The sequence below is a fragment of the Ensifer sp. CCNWLY38 genome (assembly GCF_037120565.1).
Lineage (GTDB): Bacteria > Pseudomonadota > Alphaproteobacteria > Rhizobiales > Rhizobiaceae > Ensifer > Ensifer adhaerens_H.
Genome location: NZ_JBBBBO010000012.1, coordinates 200,047 through 218,724 on the forward strand (window position 1 = coordinate 200,047; position 18,678 = coordinate 218,724).

Genomic DNA, 18,678 nt, shown 5'->3' on the forward strand with positions numbered 1-18,678 from the left:
CGAGAAGGTCCGCCGGCATGACCGGCGGACCTCATTCCCGCTCTCTTGAGACCATCGTCAGGTGATCGCCGCGCGCTCCTGCGCCAGACCGCGCAGCTTGAAGAACAGGAAGTCGGCGACGCCGATCATGCCGATGACGACGAGGGTGATGCCAGCGGCGGAAAGGGAGGCATAGGCGGCGAGCAGCAATGCCAGGCTTCCCAACTGCCAGAGCATGTCGCCGGCGATGCTGATGCGGGCCGAAGCCGTCACCGGGCCGCCATTGCGCGCCGCCGAGAGGTGGAATATCCCCCAGACCAGGAGGCCTACACCCAGCACCTTCATCATGGCGGGTGTTGCTGCGGGGCTGATCAGCGCTGCAAGCGGCCCTGCTGCAAGGATCAGGGTAGCACCGGAGACGAGCGAGAAGGCGCCGTCGGCGAGGAAGGTCTTGTTGAGCAGGCTGCGGTTCGAGAGGGTCATCTTCGGCTCCATCCGTTTGTCGTTGGCCGGATGTTGCGCTGATGACGTCACCAAACCAATTACCTCTGAGGTAATGGATTTTACCCGGCACGCGCGCCACTCTGCCGGGCAAATGGAGAATCACGACACATGCAGTTTGGCGAACATCTGAAGGAGTGGCGCGGACACCGCCGCATGAGCCAGCTTGACCTCGCGGTCGCCGCCGGCATTTCGGCGCGTCACCTCTCGTTCCTCGAAACCGGCCGCTCGAAACCGTCGGAAGGCATGATCCTGCGGTTGGCCTCGGTGCTGGAAGTCCCGGCCCGCGACCAGGGGACGCTGTTTTCGGCAGCCGGCTATCGACCGCGCATGGCGACACGGCCGGCCGCGGGCCTGGACGCCATGCCGACGGCCGTCGCCAATGCCATCAGGCTGATCCTGGCGCGCCACGATCCCTATCCCGGCCTGGTGCTCGACCACGAATATACGTTGCTCGTGGTCAACCCGGCGCTGGCGAGCCTGGCCGTCGCCGCCGACATTCCTTTCCGGCCGGGAGAAAATTTCCTCGACACCTTCCTCGGCAATGACAATGTTCGCAAGCTGGTCGTCAATTGGGAGCCGGCGGCCGCCGATCTCGTGCAGCGCGTGCGCACGGAGGCCTGGCTGCAAGGACCGCGCAGCCGCCTCGGCAAACGCCTGGAGAAGGCCGCCTCCAATCCTGCGGTAGTGCGCGCGGTCGAGAACCATCCGTATACTGACCGGTTGCCCGTGCTGCCGATCGAACTCGATGTCGGCGGCCTGCGGCTGAGCTTCATCACCACGCTGCAGACCTTCGGCTCGACCCAGGATGCGCTGGTGGAGGGCGTGCTGATCGAATCCTTCTTCCCTGCGGACGAGGAGACCAAGACGTTTTTCGAGCGAAAAGGATAAGCGCTACTTGCTGTCGCGCTGCAGGTCTATGGCGATGGCGCCGCACAGCATCAGCGCGAGACCCATATTGTAGGCGCCGATCGCTGCCGCCGCCTCGACCCAGCCGCCGCTGACACCTGCCAAAGCCAGAAACACCACACCGACCAGCAGGCAGACACGCGGAGAGCGCAGACCGCATGTGATGATGCCGAGGAGGAAGGAGGCGGTGACGATCATGGTCCCGGGCACCCTTACGAGTTGATGATGATCATGCCGCTGATGATCAGCGCGGCACCGAGGGCGTAGCGCAGCGTTACCGCCTCGCCGAGAAAGGCGGCGGCAAGCAGCGGCACAATGCAGAAGGTGAGCGCCATGAACGAATAGGCGATCGTCAGCGGCACGGACTTGATCGTGAAGATCCAGATGATCGTGCCGATGCCGTAGACGGCCAAAGCGGTGAGCAATGTCGGGTTAAGGGCCAGCGCCAGCAGCCCTTGAGCGTTTGCGTCGCCGGTCTTGGCGCTTGTCAGCTTGAACAGGATCTGGCCGGCCGAAATCAGCACCGGCGTGAAGAACAGTCCGAACCAGACGGCGGGCTGAAGATTGAGGTTCATCGCCACGCCTCACACCGCCAATACTTTGTCTTCGCGATAGAAGATGTCGCGGCCGATATCGATGCACTCGTGCTCGGCTGGCACCGGATACACCGCGCGAAGGAAGGAGTGGGTATAGGGGAAGAAATTGAAGTGCGGATTGAAAGTGTAGCGATACTCGCGCTCGCGTGGCACGACGATGATAAGGCGCCGCCGGGCAATCCGGCGAAGCTCGGAGATCGCTTTGCGATAGTCGAGGATATGTTCGATGACATGGGTGCAGACGACGGTGTCGAACTCGCCATCCGCAAATGGCAGGTCCTCGATCATCGCCGCTCGATATTCCACGCCCTCGATCCGGGCCGCATCGTCGATGGCGAAGTCAACACCTGTCAGGCGCTTGACCTCGGGATTGGCCTCCCGGATACGTTTCAACAGAACGCCGGTTCCGCAGCCGACGTCGCAGACGCTGTCGCCGACGATGCTTGCGGTGATCTTGCGCACGCAGGCTTCGGAATTGTCCGTTCCCTCGTGAACCCTCGGATGGCGCCGATAGAGGTCTTCATATTCGCCGGCCGACAGGAAGGGCGCCCGCGCGCGAAACTCCGCGAGATGCGCGATATGCTTGCCCCAGGCGAGGCTGGCCATGCCCTTGAACAGGCGCGAATCCCTGAGAACAGGCGGTATGACGTCTTCGATGATGAAGCGTATGCGGTTGGTTGTTTCCCGGTTCATCCGTGGCGTTCCCGAACAATCCGTGGCGTCGGCTGCAGGCCGGATTCCTCGTCCTCGACCCGGGACGGAGCGAAGCCGCTGTTCAAGCCCTCAGAGGCTGCGGCGCGCGACGGGGTCGCAATATAGTGAAGGCGAAGCAGCTCGGTCCGGGCCCGCGAGACCGAATCGAGGATCAGGCCTGCCGTGAACATGATGATCGACACCATCAGCATGGCCAGCGCGAAGACCCAGGTCGGCATGCGCGGCACGAGCCCGGTGGCGAAGTATTCGAGCAGCACCGGCATCATGAAGCCGACGCTCGTCGAGAGGAAAGCCATGCCGATGACGCCGAAGAACGTGAAAGGCCGCGTTTCTTTCATCAGCATTGCGAAGGTCCAGAGGATCTTGGCGCCGTCCCTGTATGTCGACAGCTTGGAATGGGAACCTTCGGGGCGCCGGCCATAGTCCAGTTCAAGCTCTGCGACCGGCAGCTTGAGACGCGAAGCATGGACGGACATCTCCGTCTCGATTTCGAAACCGTCGGAAATGGCCGGGAAACTTTTGGCGAACCGCCGTGAGAGCACACGGTAACCGGAGAAGATGTCGTTGAAATCCGTGCCGAACATTTCCCGGTACAGAAGGTTGAAGATTCGGTTGCCGAAGGCGTGGCCCTGCCTGCCGGCATCGTCGTGAACGCCGCGCCGCGTCCCGACGACCATGTCGGCGCGCTCTGTGATCAAGGTGCGGATCAGGTCTTCGGCATCCGTCGGACAATAGGTGCTGTCGCCGTCGGCCATGACATAGATGTCGGCATCGATATCGGCGAGCATCCGGCGCACCACGTGCCCCTTGCCCTGCCGGCGCTCGCGCACGACGTTCGCACCGGCAAGCATGGCCTTCAGGGCCGTGCCGTCCGTCGAATTGTTGTCGTAGACATAGATGTGCGCCGTCGGCAGCGCCGCCTGGAAGCCCTGAACCACTTGCCCGATGGTCGACGCTTCATTGTAGCAAGGCAGCAGAACGGCGATGTTGAAACGGTCGAACATCCGGGTGGCTCGGCTCATGTTGGATCGGCGCCATCATAGGCATCAGGGTGTTAACAAGACGCCAAGGGTCACGTCCGTGCGTGCAGGCCCCCCAATTGTCGTGGGCTTTACGCTTTTTTGAGCGCTCGTCGTTAGGTTGCGATGTGATCGAGACGGGCGAGGATCCATGGTGAACGGGACGGCGACGCTTTCTGAGGCGATTTCGAAGAACGCGCCGAGGCCGTTCTGGTCGAGCCTGCGTTCGATGGTGTTCGTCTACGGCGCTCCCACCATCCTCGTCCTTGTCGTCCGGTTCCTGATGGCGTCCGACTACGTTGGCCGCGACAATGATGATGTCATGCGTCTGGTTCAGGTACGCGATCTCCTCGCTGGCCAGAGCTGGTTCGACCTGACGCAAGCCCGCCTCGGCCTGGAAGGCGGCACGCTGATGCACTGGTCGCGCCTCATCGACCTGCCGATCGCCGCACTCATTTCCGTCTTCAGGCCGTTCGTCGGGACGGTGCAGGCTGAAACATTGGCCCTGGGGTTCTGGCCGATTTCGCTTGCGATCCCGTTGCTGGTGGCCATGGGGCTGGCCGGCCGTCGTGCCGGTGGTGTGGTGGCGATGCATTTCTGCCTGGGGCTGACCACGATCTTCATCGTCACCACCAATCGCTTCCTTGGCGGCGCGATCGATCACCACAACGTACAGTTGGTGCTCGTCGCAGCCATGGCAGCAATGGTGGTTGATCGACAGTATCGCGCTTCGAGCTACGTCATTGCAGGATTGGCGGCGGCGTTGGCGATTGCCATTGGGGCGGAAACGACGCCGTTTGTGGCTGTGGTCTGCGCGGTCGTTGCCTTCCAGTGGGTTTGGGTTGGTCGGCAGCCTTCGCAGGCTACCGTTGCCTTTGGCCTTTCGCTCGCTGCAAGCCTGAGCCTCTTCTTCTTCGTGACGGTACCGCCGCGCCTCTACCTGGCCGCAACCTGCGACAACCTCTCGATCGCCTTCTATTCGCTGGCGCTGACCGGAGGCGGCCTGCTGGCGCTCGCCGCCGCAACGCTAAGCCATCGGTCAACCGTCGTGCGGTGTTTTGCCCTTGGCGCTTGCGGCCTGGGAGTCATTGTCGTGGCACTGTTGGTGGCACCGCAATGCCTGGGCAATCCCTTGGCAGCGCTTGACCCGCTGCTGCGCGAAATGTGGCTCGACAACGTCACTGAGGCGCGTTCTTTCGCAGCCGTTGCAACGGGGGAACCCGCGAGCATCGGAGCCTACTATTTCACCGGCGCCTTTGCCGCGCTTCTCTGTGCCTGGCGCATCTGGCGCCGCGATAGGGTCGATCTCAACCTCATCCTCTTCGCGCTTGTGTTTTCGAGCCTGATGATCGCGCTCGTCCAGGTACGCGGGATGGCCTTTTCCAATCTCCTGGCGATCGTACCGATCGCGTTGCTGCTCTCGGATCTGCGTGCCCGCTCAAACGGCGGAACGGCCGGCATGGGCGCGTCTCTGCTCTATGTCGGCACGCTTCTCATTTCGGTTCCAGCGGTTTGGGCCGTTGCCAGGGTTCTTGTCGACAAGGGAATCGGAAGCGTTGTGGCGGGCGAAACCGCGACTTCGAACGGTGAAGCGTGCCTGACAACGGCATCGCTGACCGATCTGGAAGGCTTGCCGCCGTCGTTCATTGTCGGGCCATCGGATATCGGTGCAACCCTGCTTCGCCGCACCCAGCACCGCGTGCTCGCCGCGCCCTACCATCGCAATGCCGCCGGCATGCTCACGGAGTTGAAGATTGGCCTGGCACCGGCCGAGGACGCGGAGGCCATGTTGCGCCAACTCGGACATCCGGTCCTGGCCTTCTGCGCTGCGGACGTGCAGGCGCGAATGATCGCCGCGCGGGCGCCACAAGGCTTCTATGCCGAGCTTGCCGCCGGGCGCGTGCCGGCGTTCCTTTCGCCCTTGCCGGTTTCGGCAGGCTCGCCCATTCGGCTCTATGCGCTGAAGCCGTAAGCGGCGTCGGCCCCTTGGCGCGTTGGAAAGCGCAACGGATATGCTGGCCTTCGGCGAAGGGTGCGGTAAAAGAAGCCATGGCTTCTTTCTTCGACAGCGATTCTCCGAGCAACCTCACCGAATATTCGGTGTCCGAGCTTTCGGGCTCGATCAAGCGAACCGTCGAGCAGGCCTTCGACCAGGTGCGCGTACGCGGCGAGATCTCGGGCTATCGCGGCCCGCACTCGTCGGGCCATGCCTATTTCGCGCTCAAGGACGACCGGGCGCGCATCGATGCGGTGATCTGGAAGGGTACTTTCTCGCGCCTGCGCTTCCGCCCGGAAGAGGGCATGGAAGTGATCGCAACCGGCAAGGTCACGACTTTCCCCGGTTCGTCGAAATACCAGATCGTCATCGAAACGATGGAGCCGGCCGGTGCCGGCGCGTTGATGGCGCTCCTCGAAGAACGCAAGCGCAAGCTGGCTGCGGAAGGGCTGTTTGATGCCAACCGCAAGCGGCCGTTGCCCTATATGCCCAAGGTGATCGGCGTCGTGACCTCGCCGACAGGCGCTGTCATTCGCGATATCCTGCACCGCATTGCCGACCGTTTCCCCGTGCATGTCGTCGTCTGGCCGGTTCGGGTGCAGGGGGATGGTTCGGGTGACGAGGTGGCGGCAGCGATCCGCGGCTTCAATGCGATCGAGCCCGGTGGGCCGATCGCCCGGCCGGACGTGTTGATCGTCGCGCGCGGCGGCGGCAGCCTTGAGGACCTCTGGGGCTTCAATGACGAGGCTGTGGTCCGTGCCGTGGCGGCCTCCGATATCCCGCTGATTTCCGCCGTCGGGCACGAGACCGACTGGACATTGATCGATCATGCCGCCGACCAGCGGGCGCCGACGCCGACGGGAGCGGCGGAAATGGCGGTACCGGTCAAGGCCGATCTCGAAGCCGGGGTCTCCGGCCTTTCGGCGCGTCTCAAGGCGGCGGTCGGGCGGCAGATGGACAATCGCCGCCAGGCGGTGCGTTCACTGGCACGTGCTCTGCCGTCTCTCGATCAGCTTCTGGCGCTCCCGCGCCGCCGCTTCGACGAGGCCGCCCTCGGCCTCGGACGTGGCCTGCAGATGAACACCGCCAACAAGCGCCGCCAGTTCGAGCGCGTCTCGTCTGAGCTGCGGGCCGATCTTCTCAAAGGCAAGTTCTCGGAGCGCCGCCAGCGTCTGGTCGATGCCATGAACAAGGCCGAGCGCATCGTCGAGCGGCAGGTGCATCGCGGCGAGGCGCGGGTCCAGGCGGCGGATGCAGCGCTGCGGGCGCTGCCGTCGCGGCTCATCGGCCAGATCCATCGCGCCTCCGATCGCGTCGTCGGCCTTGCCGCCCGGTCCGACGTTGCCGTGCGCGCCGACGTGCGCCGCCTTCGCAGCGTCATCGTCGCCCAGGACCGCATCCTGCAGTCGCTCTCCTATCGCAACGTGCTGCAGCGCGGTTTCGCGCTGGTTCGGGATGCCGATGGCGGTCCGGTGCGCCAGGCGGCGGCCGTCTCCGCCGGCATGGCACTCAGCCTGGAATTCGCCGATGGCCGCGTTTCGGCGATTGCGGGCGAAGGGGAGGGCGAACCGGTTTCTCCGCCGTCGAAGCCGCGCAAGAAGCAGCAGAAGCCCACGGAGCCGGCGGGAGATCCGCCGAAGCAAGGCAGCCTGTTCTAGGCAGTCCGAACGCCGGCTCGACATCAGATCGGAATCCGGCAAACGTTCTCGCATTCCTGCTCGGGGAAACCATGCATATTCTGCTCGTTCTCGCTCACCCGCTCGAAGACAGTTTTGCCGCGAGCATGGCGCGTGAAGCGCGCGCCGCTTTGGAGGCGAAGGGACATTCCGTCGACCTGCTCGATCTTTATCGCGAGGATTTCGATCCGCGCCTGAGCGTTGCGGAGCGCGGCAGCTATTTCAGCGATGCCTATGATCGATCGGCAGCCGCCGACTGGATAAAGCGGCTGCAGGCAGCCGATGGCCTGGTGCTCGTCTTTCCGCAGTGGTGGTTCAATTTCCCGGCAATCCTCAAGGGCTTCTTCGACCGGGTCTTTGCGCCCGGCGTCGCCTTCGACAATGACCCAGCCGGTGGCCGCATCATCCCGCGCCTTCACAACATCAAGCTGTTCTGGGCGCTGACCACGACCGGTTCGCCGTGGTGGGTGGTGCACCTTTATATGGGCAATCCGGTGAAGCGGTTGTTGAAGCGTGGCATCGCCGCCTTCTGTGCCAAGCGGCTGAATTTTCGCATGCTCAGCCTGCACGACATGGACAGGGCGACTGACGCCAAACGCAAGGCACATCTGGCGCGTGTCCGTCGGCTCGTCGCCCGTATCTAGCCGCGGCTACTCGAAAGCCGCGAGATACTTGCGTAGCAGCCCATCAAGCGCCGCACGCTCCTCAGGCGAGAGGTCGGAAACGACCCGATGCTGGTTTGCCACATGCGCGGTCGCCGCTTCGTCGACGCGGCGCAGCCCTTCTTCCGTCAGCGCGATGATGACACTGCGCCGGTCCTCTGGATTGGCGATCCTCTCGACCAGTCCCGCCTTCTCCAGCTGGTCGATGCGGTTGGTCATCGTGCCGGAGCTGACCATGGTCGTATCCAGAAGTTCGCCGGGCGAGAGCCGGTAGGGTGCGCCGGAGCGGCGCAGCGTCGCCAGCACGTCGAAGCTCGACGCGCTGAGGCCGCGTTCGGAAAACGACTTCTCGATTTCCCGGGCGACATGGGTCGAAAGCCGCGAGAGGCGACCGAGCAGGCCCATGGCCGACACGTCGAGATCCGGCCGTTCCCGGTGCCATTGGGCCAATATCCTGTCGACACGATCCATCCGAGGTCTCCACTGTTTTGCCAGCTATAGGGTATCTTGACGTAGAGATAAACTATGGTAGTCTCAATTTATCTTGATGTAGAGATTCTTGAGATAAAGATATGAGCACGAACCGTAACGTCGATCTCGCCTTGACTGCACTCGCGCCGGCCATCTGGGGCAGCACCTACCTCGTCACCACAGAGTTCCTGCCATCAGGCTATCCGCTGTCCGTCGCGATGCTGCGCGCGCTGCCAGCCGGGCTTCTATTGCTGCTCTTCGTCCGGCGCCTGCCTGAAGGCATCTGGTGGCCCCGGACGTTCGTGCTGGGTGCGCTGAACTTCTCCTTCTTCTGGGCGATGCTGTTCGTCTCTGCTTACAGGCTACCGGGTGGTGTTGCGGCAACGGTGGGCGCCGTCCAGCCGCTGATCGTCATTCTGCTGTCGCGCGTCTTTCTCGGCTCGCCGATCCGCGTACTCAGCGTTGTTGCCGGTCTGGCCGGCATCGCCGGCGTTGCCCTTCTGGTGCTGACACCCGGCGCCACGCTTGATCCGCTCGGCGTTCTTGCTGGCCTCGCCGGTGCCGTCTCCATGGCCTTTGGCACGGTGCTGAGCCGTCATTGGGCGCCACCGGTGCCGCCGCTCACCTTCACCGCCTGGCAATTGGCGGCCGGCGGCCTGCTTCTCGTACCGGTGGCGCTCTTCTTCGAGCCGTCCCTGCCGCCGCTGACCACGGCCAACGTCCTCGGGCTTGCCTATCTCGGCCTGATCGGCGCCGCCTTTACCTATCTGCTCTGGTTCCGCGGCCTGTCGCGCCTCGAACCGTCAGCCGTATCGCCGCTCGGCTTCCTGAGCCCGGTCGTTGCCATCCTGCTCGGCTGGGGCGTGCTCGGCGAGCAGCTGACGTCGGTCCAGGCCCTCGGTATCCTCGTCGTCTTCGCCAGTGTCTGGCTCAGCCAGCGCGCACAATTGATGCCGAAGGTACGACCGGCCCGCGCCTGATCGTGGTCTTGCAACCATAGGGAACCTCAATCCCTGAGAAGCGCATGCCCTGATGACCGAGCACCTGACGCCGGCGCACTATTCCGATCTCCTCCGCTTCGCCAAGCGCCAGAGCCGCCGTGCGGCCGAAGCGGAGGATTTGCTGCATGAAGCGTTGATCGTGGCGCTCAAGGCAAAGCGCTTCCCCACCGTTGGTGATCGCGCCTGGTTTTGCGGTGTCATTCGCAAGCTCGCCGCGATGCAGGCGCGCACGGCCGCTCGTCGTCTTCGGCGCGAGCGACAGGCGCCCGAGCCGGAAACGCAGGGCACGGCAGCGTCGAGCGATCCTCTAAGCTTTGCGGCCACGCTCGCGGCCAGTCTCAGGATCGTGATGCTGCTCGCCATTGCGGGTCATAACCGGCTGGAGATCCGCCATCTCCTCAAGATTTCCGACGAGGCGCTGCGTCAGCGCATCCTGCTGCTGCGCCGAGCCTGGCGCGATGCCGGCCACCTCGAGACCAATCTGGAACTGACCGGGCTGCGTTATCCGCTGGAAAGCGGCCGCATCCGCCAGGCATTGCTGCCGGTGACGCGCAGCGGCCGTGCCGCCTTTGCCAGCCACGATCCCGATGGTCACCTCTTCGCGGTCAATTTTTCTTCGCGTGCGTCTCACGAAAAGGCGGCCGGCGGCAACAAGCCGGTGTAACCAACAGAAAGGGAGCAACCAATGCTGTCGAAACCACGTATCGGAGCCATCTGCTACTACGTCTCTGATATCCTCCGGACGGAAGCCTTCTATCGCGATGTGCTTGGTCTTGAGGTGCAGCGGATGGATGATGATGACGCCGGCGTCTGGCTGATGGCCACCATCGAAAACAATGTCGAGCTGATCTTCTTTGTCGCCGAAAGCAAGCCCGGCAATACGCCGATCGTCGTCTTCGATCTCGCTGAAGGCGGTATCGACGACGTGGTCGGTGGGCTCGCTGAAAAAGGCACCACGATCGTCACGCCGGTGAGCCACGCGCCGGGCGGCTGGTCGGCAGAATTCGCCGATCCAGATGGCCATGTCCTGTCGCTCTACCAGTCGGCGGAGATGCCGCGTCTGAAACGCGCTGCCAACGGCTGACGGAAGGCAACTCTCCAAAGAAAAGGCCGCCGCATTTTTTGCGGCGGCCAACGAGACTTTCAGAATGCACGAGTCCGGGGAGAAGCCGTGATCAGGCCCACTCGCCCTGGCGCATGACAGGCACGCGGCTACCGTCGGCGCGCACGCCGTCGATGTCGACCTGGCCCGAGCCGATCATCCAGTCGATGTGGATCAGGCTCGAATTACCGCCCTGGGCGCGGATCTGTTCCGGCGTCAGCTTGGTATCGTCGACGAAGCAGCCCGAATAGCACTGGCCGAGTGCGATGTGGCACGAAGCGTTTTCGTCGAACAGCGTGTTGTAGAACAGGATGCCGCTTGCCGAGATCGGCGAGGAATGCGGCACCAGCGCCACTTCGCCGAGCCGGCGTGCACCCTCGTCTGTGTCGAGCACCTTGTTCAGCACTTCCTCGCCGCGCGAGGCCTTCGCCTCGACGATCCGGCCGCCTTCGAAGCGCACCTGGATATTGTCGATCAGCGTGCCCTGGTGGGACAGCGGCTTGGTGGAGGAGACGTGACCCTCGACGCGCAGTGCATGCGGCGTCGTGAAGACTTCTTCGGTCGGAATGTTCGGGTTGCAGGTCACGCCATTCTTGGCTTCCGACGCACCACCGCACCACAGATGACCGTCGGCAAGCCCTACGGTCAGGTCGGTGCCAGGGCCGGTGAAGTGCAGTGCCGCGAAACGTTCGCCATTCAGCCAGGCCGAGCGCCGGGCGAGATTGGCATTGTGCTCCTTCCAGGCGGCGACCGGATCGGCGACATCGACGCGCGAGGCGGCGAAAATGGCGTTCGCAAGCTTCTCGACGGCAACGTCTTCCGGATCGTTCGGGAAGACGAGCTTTGCCCAGGACGGGTTCGGGTAGGAAACGATGTTCCAGTTGATGTCGAAGTTCGAGATCTTTTCGAGCGCCGGCTTGTAGGCGATCGAGTTCGCCTTATTGGCGCGCGCGACCTTGGCCGGGTCCTGCGCCGAAAGCATCATCGGGTTGTCGCCGGAGATTGCGAGGCGTGCAGCGCCGCCGGCAAAGGCCTTGGCCATGCCGTCGAAGAGCCAGTCGCTCGCCCGATCGAAGCTTTCGTCGAGCGCGTAGGCATAGCGCGCCAGCGTCGTGTCTTCATCGGAGTAGAGCGTCGTCACCAGTCCGGCACCCGCCTTGTAGGCGTGCTTGGTGATGAGACGGACGAGCGGCATTGCCGCCACCGGCGCGGTCATCACCAGATCCTGGCCGCGCTGCAGCTGCAGGCCGACCTGGATCGCGACTTCCGCGAGATTGTCGAGTTTCACCGGATCAATCGGATTGGGTGTATTGGCGGGATAGGTCATGATCTGCCTGTCTTTTGAATCGGAAGAAGAAGACTTAGAGCGCTTTGCGGCGAAAATGAAGGCTGAACGCCAGAGCTTCGTCCAGTGATCAGCGTGCCGCGCGGGCAGCCCGCACCCGTTCGATATTACTCTGGTGAACCGTCTCATAGGGCGCGAAATAGAAGATCGCACCAGAGACGATCTCCTCGGCGGCGAAATCCTTGAGCGCTCCGATAGGAATGCCGGTCGTGATCGCGTCGGTCAGCCGTTCGATGTAGAGGCGATTGGCATCGATGAGCTCCGGTCCGTAGCCGCCATCGGCTATCCTTTGGCGGTCGCCGTGAGCCGGCAGGATCCTTTCGATCGGCCATTGCCGCAGGCGCACGAGTTCGGCGACATGTGTCGCCGTCTGGTCGGCCTCGCTGATATAGGTCGTCGTGTCCTCGAGGGTATCGCCGGCAAGCAGCAGTTTTTCCTCGGGCAGCCAGATGACATTGCCGTCGGCGCTGTGGATGGCGAAGTGGTGCAGCTCGACTCGACGTTCGCCGACCGTGAGCGCGAGCGTCCGTTCGAACAGCCGGTTCGGCATGACGAGGGGCTGGATCGGTGGCGTCGCCGCCTCGATCTTTTCGCGGTTTTCGTGAAGTCTCTCCGCCGTCAGCTTCAGCGCGATGATCTCGCAATCGGCAAAGACAGCGTTTCCGGCCACGTGGTCCTTGTGCCAATGGCTGAGCACGACGCGGATCGAGGTGACGCCGAGGCTTTCGAGGTGATTGCGGATCGCCCGGGCATGGTCGAGCGAGATATGCGTGTCATAGACCAGCGCCTCACGACCATCGACGATGGCGTAGGAGGCGATGCCGAGTTCGTAGGCGCCGTCATCAAGCCAGTTCGGCGCCTCCGAATGAAGCCGTACGCCGGCGACACGCCCGTCGTAATAGGCATAGACGCCGGGGTAGGGTTCAAGAATCATCAGGGTCGACGTCATGTCCTTCACGTTGTGCTCCTCCAGCAGGGCTTGGGCACTGTCATAGGGCAGTCCCAAGCCAAACTGAAGGACGACATGACTAGACTTATCGGCCTACGCCCGGAGGGCACGCAGCAGATAGGCGTCGTGATCCCTGAGGAAGACCATCAGCCGCTCGCTGTAATCGGCCGTCACCGCCGCCTTGACGCTCGGCCGTTCGGCAAGCGCCTTGCGCCAGGCGCTGATACGATCGAGCCCATCGAAGATGCCGTGATCGGCGAGTGTGTCGAAAAGATCGAAATAGCGGAAGATCGGCGCGAAGACCGCATCGACCAGTGAAAAGCCGGCACCGGCGAAATAAGGGCCGTCGCGCAATGCCGCCTCGATGGTCGCAAACTTGTCGGCGAGCGCCTTACGCTTCTGCTCGTAGGTTTCCTGGTCCTTGGCAGTCTCGAAGCCCCAGAGATCCGAAAGGATCGACGAACCAAACTCCATCCAGCCGCGATGCCGGGCCCGCTCCAGCGCATCTTCAGGGTGAAGCTTCGGGCCGGCTTGGCTTTCCTCGACGTACTCGGCGATAACGGAGCTTTCGAACAGCACGGTTTCGCCGCCTTGCTGCGGCAGCTGCAGCAGCGGCACCTTGCCGAGCGGCGAGATCTTCAGGAACCAGTCGGGCTTGGCTTTGAGGTCGATATAGGTCCGCTCGAAACGAACGCCTTTTTCGTCGAGCGCGATCGAAGCGCGTTGCACATAGGGGCAGAGATGGTGGCTGACGAGGGTAAGCATGGCAGTCTCCCGGTTGAACAAGTAGATGCATTTGCATGTATGTAGGCTTGCTTCGATTTTCAAGATGGATGTAATTGCATCTATGGCAGATGAGACAAAAAACGACGGAGAGCGTCCCCGACCGGAAACCACGGAAGCCTGGATCGGGCTGATGCGTGCGCGTGAGCGGGTGCTTGCGCGGATCGAGGCCGATTTCAAGGCTTCAGGCTTGCCGCCGCTCGGCTGGTACGACGTGTTGTGGGAGCTGGTGCAAGCGGAAGGTGGCCGGCTGCGTCCCTTCGAGATCGAGGCGCGCACGTTGCTTGCGCAATACAATCTCTCGCGCCTGATCGATCGGCTGGTGAAGGAAGGGCTCGTCCGCCGCGAAACCTTCGACGCCGATGGTCGCGGCCAGTGGGTGGTGATCACCGAGGCCGGACGGGCGATGCGGGCGCGCATGTGGCTGACCTATGGCCCATCGATCGAGGCCCATGTGGGCGCCAGACTGACCGAAGCGGAGGCGCGGCAATTGGCCGGGCTGCTGGCGAAGCTCAGGTAAGGCGTTTCAAGCGTGCAACGGCTTCGCGTCTCCGCAATGCCAGGTAATCGGACTGCCTCTGTGTGCAAGTTTGCCCCTCACCCTAGCCCTCTCCCCGCAGGCGGGGAGAGGGGACGTGCCACGCTGTCGAACGGAGACACTGTGAGGAGGAAATCGACGGAGATACTTGCTGTTGAGGTGAGCGGTTGCCGCGAGTCTCCTTCGCCCCGTGGGCGGGGAGAAGGTGGCCGGCAGGCCGGATGAGGGGCATGGGCAGCAAGCGCCAATCTATGACGCCTTCGTCCTCAACTATTGAGACCAAAGGATTTTTCCAGAGCTTCCCAGGTCTCGTCCATGGCGAAGGTGCCCGAGAGATAGGGGAGCGCGACATGGCCGTAGAGTGGCGAGAGCTGCCACTCGGCCGTCTCTTCGTCGACGCCGGCGATCTGTTGCAGGTAGATCGTCGAGACGAGACCGGTGCGGTCGGCGCCGGCCTTGCAGTGGATCAGCAGCGGCTTCGGCGCGTCCCGGAGGATCGCCATCAGCGCGTCGGTTTCCTTCCGGTCGATCTCTGCCGAGGCGGACATGGGAAAGTTGATGAGCCGGATACCGTTACGCTCGGCGGCGGCAACCTCGTCGCGGTACCAGCGCTCGTCCGGTTTCTCGCCACGCAGGTTGAGAATGGTGCGGATACCGTAGCCCTTGGAATAGGCGGCGATCGCCTCAGGGCTTGGCTGCGCCGAACGATAGACCTCACCAGCGACGAGCGTGTGGAAATTGCCGGTCCATTGCAGGCCGACGAGATAGAGCGCCAAGGCTGCACCAAGCGCACCCGTGACGACGACGAGGCGTTTCAAAAGACGCTTCGCGGTGAGAAGCCCTGCAGATGCCATGAGACAGACCCGACGCCGTTCGTGAGCGGATGTGCATGCGAAAGTTGCACAGTTTTCATCCCGCTTCTGCGGCACGTATAAGGCATCTGCGATATTTTGATGGCGGGTGTTTCAGGCGATCAGCGGTGCGGCGATCGCCTTCAGTGCGGCCTGTGCGTCGCGCGGCGCGAGCCGCACCTGCAGCCCGCGCTGGCCGCCATTGATATAGACCTCAGCCTCGGCAAGCGCTGCCTCCTCGATCGCCGTCGGCACCAGCTTCTTCTGGCCGAACGGGCTGATGCCGCCGACATGGTAGCCGGTGAGGCGCTCGGCATCGGCGGGCTTCATCATGGCGGCCGACTTGCCGCCGAAAGCCGCGGCCAGTTTCTTCATGCTCACCTCCCGGTCGGAGGGAACGACGCAGCAGACCGGCTTGCCGTCCACTTCGGCCATCAGCGTCTTCAGCACGCGGCTCGGATCTTCGCCGAGCGCTTCCGCCGCCTGCAGGCCGACGCGTTCGGCATTCGGGTCGTAGTCGTAGCTGTGCACGCTGAAGGTGACACCGGCCTTCGAGAGCGTCTGCGTGGCGCGCGTGGTCTTCGACATCGTTTGGCTCCGGCTGAGGCGTTACAGCGCTGCCTCGTCGAGGTCAGGCTTGAAGCCGACCAAGAGATTGCCGTCGGCTTCGAGCACCGGGCGCTTGATCATCGAGGGCTGCGCCAGCATCAGCGCAATTGCCTTTTCCTGGTCAAGGTCCTGCTTGTCGGCGTCGTCGAGCTTGCGGAAGGTCGTGCCGGCGCGGTTCAGCACCGTTTCCCACCCGGCTTCTTTGCACCAGCGTTCGAGGTGCGGGCGGTCGATGCCTTCGGCCTTGTAGTCGTGAAAGCGATAGGCGATGCCCCGGCCTTCGAGCCAGGTACGCGCTTTCTTCATCGTGTCGCAGTTCTTGATGCCGTAAACCGTTACCGTCATTCCATGCCCCAAGCCGCTGTGAGCAATTCCGGGCCGGACGAGACCGTCCGGAATCGCGCAATTTCAAAGAGTGGCCGGATTGATAGCGTCCCGGAGAGCCCGAGGGAAGACGTTGACCTTGCCTCAGGTCACGCCGGCGTAGCGGCCCGGCCTGTGGTTGATCGCCAGTGTCATGTTGACGACGGCTGCACCGACGACCGAAAGCACGAGGTTTGCGGGTGGCAGCACGAAGTAGGCGGCGGCAAGGATGGCGAGATCGACCGCGAGCTGGAAGTAACCGGCGCGGACACCGAATTTTTCCTGGAGATAGATCGCTACGATGTTGATGCCGCCGAGCCCGGTGCGATGACGGAAGAGGATCAGCAGGCCCGTGCCCATCAAACCACCGCCGACTACAGCCGCATAGATCGGATCGAGCCGGGCGATCTCTACCCAACCGGCCGTCAGCCGCGAAAACAGCGACACCAGGCTGACGGCGAGGAAGGTGCGCAGGGCAAACATCCAGCCGAGCCGTTTGACCGCCAGGATGTAGAAGGGCAGGTTGACGAGGGAGAAGACCAGCCAGAACTCCGCGCCGGTTGCATACTGCAAAAGCAGCGCCAGGCCGGAGGTACTGCCCGTCAAGAGCATCGCCTTGCTGTAGATGATGACGCCGAGCGACATGATCAGCGTGCCCATGAGAATCGCCAGGGCATCCTCATAGAGACGATGGCGTTCGACAGGGGCTTCGGACACGTCGATGCTGCGCTCGGCCATCTTATCCTCAGAGGTTCCTAAACTTGGCGATGACGCTCTCGACTTCCGCCGTCTTCAGGCCGGCGATGTTGATGCGGCCGGAGCCGGGCATGTAGATGCCGTGCTCGTTCCGGAGCCGCATGACATCGGCCTCTGTGAGCGGCAGCAGCGAGAACATGCCTTCCTGGCTGGCGACGGCGCCGAGCGCCTGCCAGCGGTCGCGCAAGCCCTCGGCCAGCGCCCGTCGGATGTTGGTGATGCGCAGCCGCATGGTTTCGAGCTCTTCCTTCCAGTCGCGCTGAAGATCCGCGTCGGAAAGGATCAAACGCACGATGGCGGCGCCATGATCCGGCGGCATCGAATAGCTGGTGCGCGCGAGGCCGGCGAGGTTGGAGCGGACCGTATCGGCCGAGGACGACGAGGTCGTCACCGCGAAGATTGCGCCGGCGCGCTCGCGATAGAGGCCGAAGGACTTGGAGCAGGAAACGGCAACCAGTGCCTCGGGCACGACGCCGATCAGGTGGCGAAGGCCGGCGACATCCTCGTCGAGGCCCCGGCCGAAACCCTGATAGGCGAGATCGACGAGCGGCAACAGGCCGCGTTCGGCGATAACGGCGGCAAGCTCCATCCACTGCGCTTCGGTAATCACGCCGCCGGTCGGGTTATGGCAGCCCGCATGCAGCAATACGGCGTCGCCGGCGGAGGCTCCCTGCAGCGCGGTGATCATGTTGTCGAAGAGCACCGTCTGTGTTGGTACATCGAAGAACGGGTAGCCGGCGGGTTCAAGTCCGGCCGTCTTGAAGATGCTCGCATGGTTCGGCCAGCTCGGCAGGCCGATCCAGATGCGCGTGCCGCCCATCTGATGGATGAGGTCGGCCGCAAGCCTAAGAGCACCGGAACCCCCCGGCGTCTGCACGCCGGCAATGTGGCTGCGATCGACGGTGTCGCCGCCGACCAGCGTCCAGAGATGATCGATAAAGACGAGGTCGCCTTCCGGGCCGACATAGGCCTTGCTGTCCTGGGTTTCGAGCAACCGCTTCTCGGCCGCCTTGACGGCGCGGAAGATCGGCGTGTGGCCGGTTTCGTCGCGGTAGACGCCGACGCCGAGATCGACCTTTCCGGGGCGTTCGTCCTTGCGGTAGAGCCCGATCAGGGCCAGCAACGGATCGTCGGGTTGGCGGGTCAGTGCGTCGAACATGCCGGAAAATCCCCCTTGATTGGCAGCGATGCGTTATCGGTCGAGAATGCCTGCCGGCTGCCGTTCCTCCGGCTTGCCCTGCGGCTTCCTTCTTAAGTCAGGATCGGCGCAAAATCGATGCGATTTTTGCTGCGTAGGCAATATCGACGGCGTGCTATTTGCGCAAAACTCTGCAATTGATTTGCTGATTTGCGCGTTGGAGCTTGGTGATGGTTGAAAAGGTGGCGATGGAACTGGATCAGGTCGACCGACGCATCATCCGTCTGCTCGTCGAGGATGCGTCGTTGAGCAACAACGAGCTCGCAGCCCGGGTCGGTCTCTCGCCGGCGCCGCTGTCGCGCCGCCTCGCCAGGCTCTATGCGACGGGCGTCATCCGCCAGACGGTCGTGGTCGATCCGAAGGCGGCCGGTGTCGGCTTCCAGGCTTTCGTCGAAGTGACGCTGGAGCGCACCGCAAGCAAGGTCGGTCACCGTTTCATCGAGTTGGTGTCGCGCATGCCGGAGGTGGTGGAATGCCACACGGTCGCCGGCGACTTCGACTTTCTCCTGAAGATCGCCGTGCGTGATGTCGCCGACTACAAGCGTCTGCTCTGGAGCGAGTTCGAGCAGATTGCCGAGATCAAGACGTTGCGTTCGACCATCTTGCTCGACAGCCCAAAGATGACGGCCGCCACCTTGGGTGACGGCCGCTGAATGAGGC

General features: G+C 63.3%; 23 protein-coding genes. 9 read left to right on the plus strand and 14 right to left on the minus strand.

Annotated elements, in window-relative coordinates; genetic code table 11:
* Nucleotides 1-57: 57 nt before the first annotated feature.
* Nucleotides 58-462 carry a hypothetical protein gene (locus V7S54_RS24670; RefSeq protein WP_065372431.1) on the minus strand — a complete coding sequence of 135 codons (405 nt, stop codon included), beginning with the start codon at nt 460-462 and terminating at the stop codon, nt 58-60.
* A gap of 129 nt (nt 463-591) precedes the next feature.
* Between V7S54_RS24670 and V7S54_RS24675 the strand changes: the two genes are divergently transcribed.
* Nucleotides 592-1,371, plus strand: a complete 780-nt coding sequence (locus V7S54_RS24675; protein ID WP_065372116.1) for a helix-turn-helix domain-containing protein — start codon at nt 592-594, stop codon at nt 1,369-1,371.
* Nucleotides 1,372-1,374: 3 nt separating this feature from the next.
* On the opposite strand, the gene V7S54_RS24680 is transcribed toward V7S54_RS24675, so the two are convergent.
* From V7S54_RS24680 to V7S54_RS24695, 4 genes are read right to left on the minus strand one after another with little or no spacing between them, the layout of a single operon-like run.
* Nucleotides 1,375-1,587 (minus strand): hypothetical protein, encoded by a 213-nt coding sequence (locus V7S54_RS24680; RefSeq protein ID WP_065372117.1) that lies wholly within the window; start codon nt 1,585-1,587, stop codon nt 1,375-1,377.
* A 14-nt stretch (nt 1,588-1,601) separates the two neighbouring features.
* Nucleotides 1,602-1,964 carry a transporter gene (locus V7S54_RS24685; RefSeq protein ID WP_065372118.1) on the minus strand — a complete coding sequence of 121 codons (363 nt, stop codon included), beginning with the start codon at nt 1,962-1,964 and terminating at the stop codon, nt 1,602-1,604.
* A 9-nt stretch (nt 1,965-1,973) separates the two neighbouring features.
* Nucleotides 1,974-2,678, minus strand: a complete 705-nt coding sequence (locus V7S54_RS24690; protein WP_065372119.1) for a class I SAM-dependent methyltransferase — start codon at nt 2,676-2,678, stop codon at nt 1,974-1,976.
* Nucleotides 2,675-3,721, minus strand: a complete 1,047-nt coding sequence (locus V7S54_RS24695; protein ID WP_336557344.1) for a glycosyltransferase family 2 protein — start codon at nt 3,719-3,721, stop codon at nt 2,675-2,677. Before V7S54_RS24695 ends, V7S54_RS24690 begins: the two co-directional genes overlap by 4 nt.
* A 148-nt stretch (nt 3,722-3,869) precedes the next feature.
* On the opposite strand from V7S54_RS24695, the gene V7S54_RS24700 reads away from it, so the two are divergent.
* From V7S54_RS24700 to V7S54_RS24710, 3 genes are all read left to right on the plus strand, one after another.
* On the plus strand, nt 3,870-5,690 hold the full coding sequence (locus V7S54_RS24700) for a hypothetical protein (protein ID WP_336408972.1): 1,821 nt from the start codon (nt 3,870-3,872) through the stop codon (nt 5,688-5,690).
* A 77-nt stretch (nt 5,691-5,767) separates the two neighbouring features.
* Nucleotides 5,768-7,372: an exodeoxyribonuclease VII large subunit gene (gene xseA, locus V7S54_RS24705; protein WP_336408971.1), complete on the plus strand. Its 1,605-nt coding sequence runs from the start codon at nt 5,768-5,770 to the stop codon at nt 7,370-7,372.
* A 71-nt stretch (nt 7,373-7,443) separates the two neighbouring features.
* Complete coding sequence (locus V7S54_RS24710) at nt 7,444-8,034, plus strand: NAD(P)H-dependent oxidoreductase (protein WP_065372122.1); 591 nt, start codon at nt 7,444-7,446, stop codon at nt 8,032-8,034.
* Between the two features lie 6 nt (nt 8,035-8,040).
* Here V7S54_RS24710 and V7S54_RS24715 read toward each other — a convergent pair whose 3' ends face one another.
* Complete coding sequence (locus V7S54_RS24715; RefSeq protein ID WP_065372123.1) at nt 8,041-8,523, minus strand: MarR family winged helix-turn-helix transcriptional regulator; 483 nt, start codon at nt 8,521-8,523, stop codon at nt 8,041-8,043.
* A 101-nt stretch (nt 8,524-8,624) separates the two neighbouring features.
* Here V7S54_RS24715 and V7S54_RS24720 point away from each other — a divergent pair, with 101 nt between their 5' ends.
* From V7S54_RS24720 to V7S54_RS24730, 3 genes are read left to right on the plus strand one after another with little or no spacing between them, the layout of a single operon-like run.
* Nucleotides 8,625-9,503: an EamA family transporter gene (locus V7S54_RS24720; protein ID WP_065372124.1), complete on the plus strand. Its 879-nt coding sequence runs from the start codon at nt 8,625-8,627 to the stop codon at nt 9,501-9,503.
* Nucleotides 9,504-9,555: 52 nt separating this feature from the next.
* Entirely contained in the window at nt 9,556-10,188 is a 633-nt protein-coding gene (locus V7S54_RS24725) for an RNA polymerase sigma factor (RefSeq protein ID WP_234792844.1), read from the plus strand.
* Nucleotides 10,189-10,209: 21 nt separating this feature from the next.
* The gene (locus V7S54_RS24730; RefSeq protein WP_065372125.1) at nt 10,210-10,608 is read left to right on the plus strand and encodes a VOC family protein; all 399 of its coding nucleotides are present in this window, start codon (nt 10,210-10,212) and stop codon (nt 10,606-10,608) included.
* Between the two features lie 91 nt (nt 10,609-10,699).
* Here V7S54_RS24730 and V7S54_RS24735 read toward each other — a convergent pair whose 3' ends face one another.
* The 3 genes from V7S54_RS24735 to V7S54_RS24745 all read right to left on the minus strand — a co-directional run bounded on the left by V7S54_RS24735 (nt 10,700) and on the right by V7S54_RS24745 (nt 13,685).
* Complete coding sequence (locus tag V7S54_RS24735) at nt 10,700-11,953, minus strand: aminopeptidase (protein ID WP_336408970.1); 1,254 nt, start codon at nt 11,951-11,953, stop codon at nt 10,700-10,702.
* Nucleotides 11,954-12,041: 88 nt separating this feature from the next.
* Complete coding sequence (locus V7S54_RS24740; RefSeq protein ID WP_065372432.1) at nt 12,042-12,920, minus strand: MBL fold metallo-hydrolase; 879 nt, start codon at nt 12,918-12,920, stop codon at nt 12,042-12,044.
* A gap of 93 nt (nt 12,921-13,013) precedes the next feature.
* The gene (locus V7S54_RS24745) at nt 13,014-13,685 is read right to left on the minus strand and encodes a glutathione S-transferase family protein (RefSeq protein WP_065372127.1); all 672 of its coding nucleotides are present in this window, start codon (nt 13,683-13,685) and stop codon (nt 13,014-13,016) included.
* Nucleotides 13,686-13,767: 82 nt separating this feature from the next.
* On the opposite strand from V7S54_RS24745, the gene V7S54_RS24750 reads away from it, so the two are divergent.
* Complete coding sequence (locus V7S54_RS24750; protein WP_065372128.1) at nt 13,768-14,223, plus strand: MarR family winged helix-turn-helix transcriptional regulator; 456 nt, start codon at nt 13,768-13,770, stop codon at nt 14,221-14,223.
* Between the two features lie 284 nt (nt 14,224-14,507).
* Here the strand turns inward: V7S54_RS24750 and V7S54_RS24755 are convergent, their stop codons facing one another.
* From V7S54_RS24755 to tatA, 5 genes are all read right to left on the minus strand, one after another.
* Nucleotides 14,508-15,095, minus strand: a complete 588-nt coding sequence (locus tag V7S54_RS24755) for a dual specificity protein phosphatase family protein (RefSeq protein ID WP_083203441.1) — start codon at nt 15,093-15,095, stop codon at nt 14,508-14,510.
* A gap of 111 nt (nt 15,096-15,206) precedes the next feature.
* Nucleotides 15,207-15,680, minus strand: a complete 474-nt coding sequence (ybaK, locus tag V7S54_RS24760; RefSeq protein WP_065372129.1) for a Cys-tRNA(Pro) deacylase — start codon at nt 15,678-15,680, stop codon at nt 15,207-15,209.
* A gap of 21 nt (nt 15,681-15,701) precedes the next feature.
* Nucleotides 15,702-16,046 carry an ArsC family reductase gene (locus V7S54_RS24765; protein WP_065372130.1) on the minus strand — a complete coding sequence of 115 codons (345 nt, stop codon included), beginning with the start codon at nt 16,044-16,046 and terminating at the stop codon, nt 15,702-15,704.
* A gap of 123 nt (nt 16,047-16,169) precedes the next feature.
* Nucleotides 16,170-16,802 carry a YitT family protein gene (locus tag V7S54_RS24770; protein ID WP_065372131.1) on the minus strand — a complete coding sequence of 211 codons (633 nt, stop codon included), beginning with the start codon at nt 16,800-16,802 and terminating at the stop codon, nt 16,170-16,172.
* A gap of 7 nt (nt 16,803-16,809) precedes the next feature.
* On the minus strand, nt 16,810-17,979 hold the full coding sequence (tatA, locus tag V7S54_RS24775) for a tyrosine aminotransferase (RefSeq protein ID WP_065372132.1): 1,170 nt from the start codon (nt 17,977-17,979) through the stop codon (nt 16,810-16,812).
* Between the two features lie 209 nt (nt 17,980-18,188).
* Here tatA and V7S54_RS24780 point away from each other — a divergent pair, with 209 nt between their 5' ends.
* Nucleotides 18,189-18,671 (plus strand): Lrp/AsnC family transcriptional regulator, encoded by a 483-nt coding sequence (locus V7S54_RS24780; protein WP_058324573.1) that lies wholly within the window; start codon nt 18,189-18,191, stop codon nt 18,669-18,671.
* The last annotated feature ends 7 nt before the right edge of the window (nt 18,672-18,678 follow it).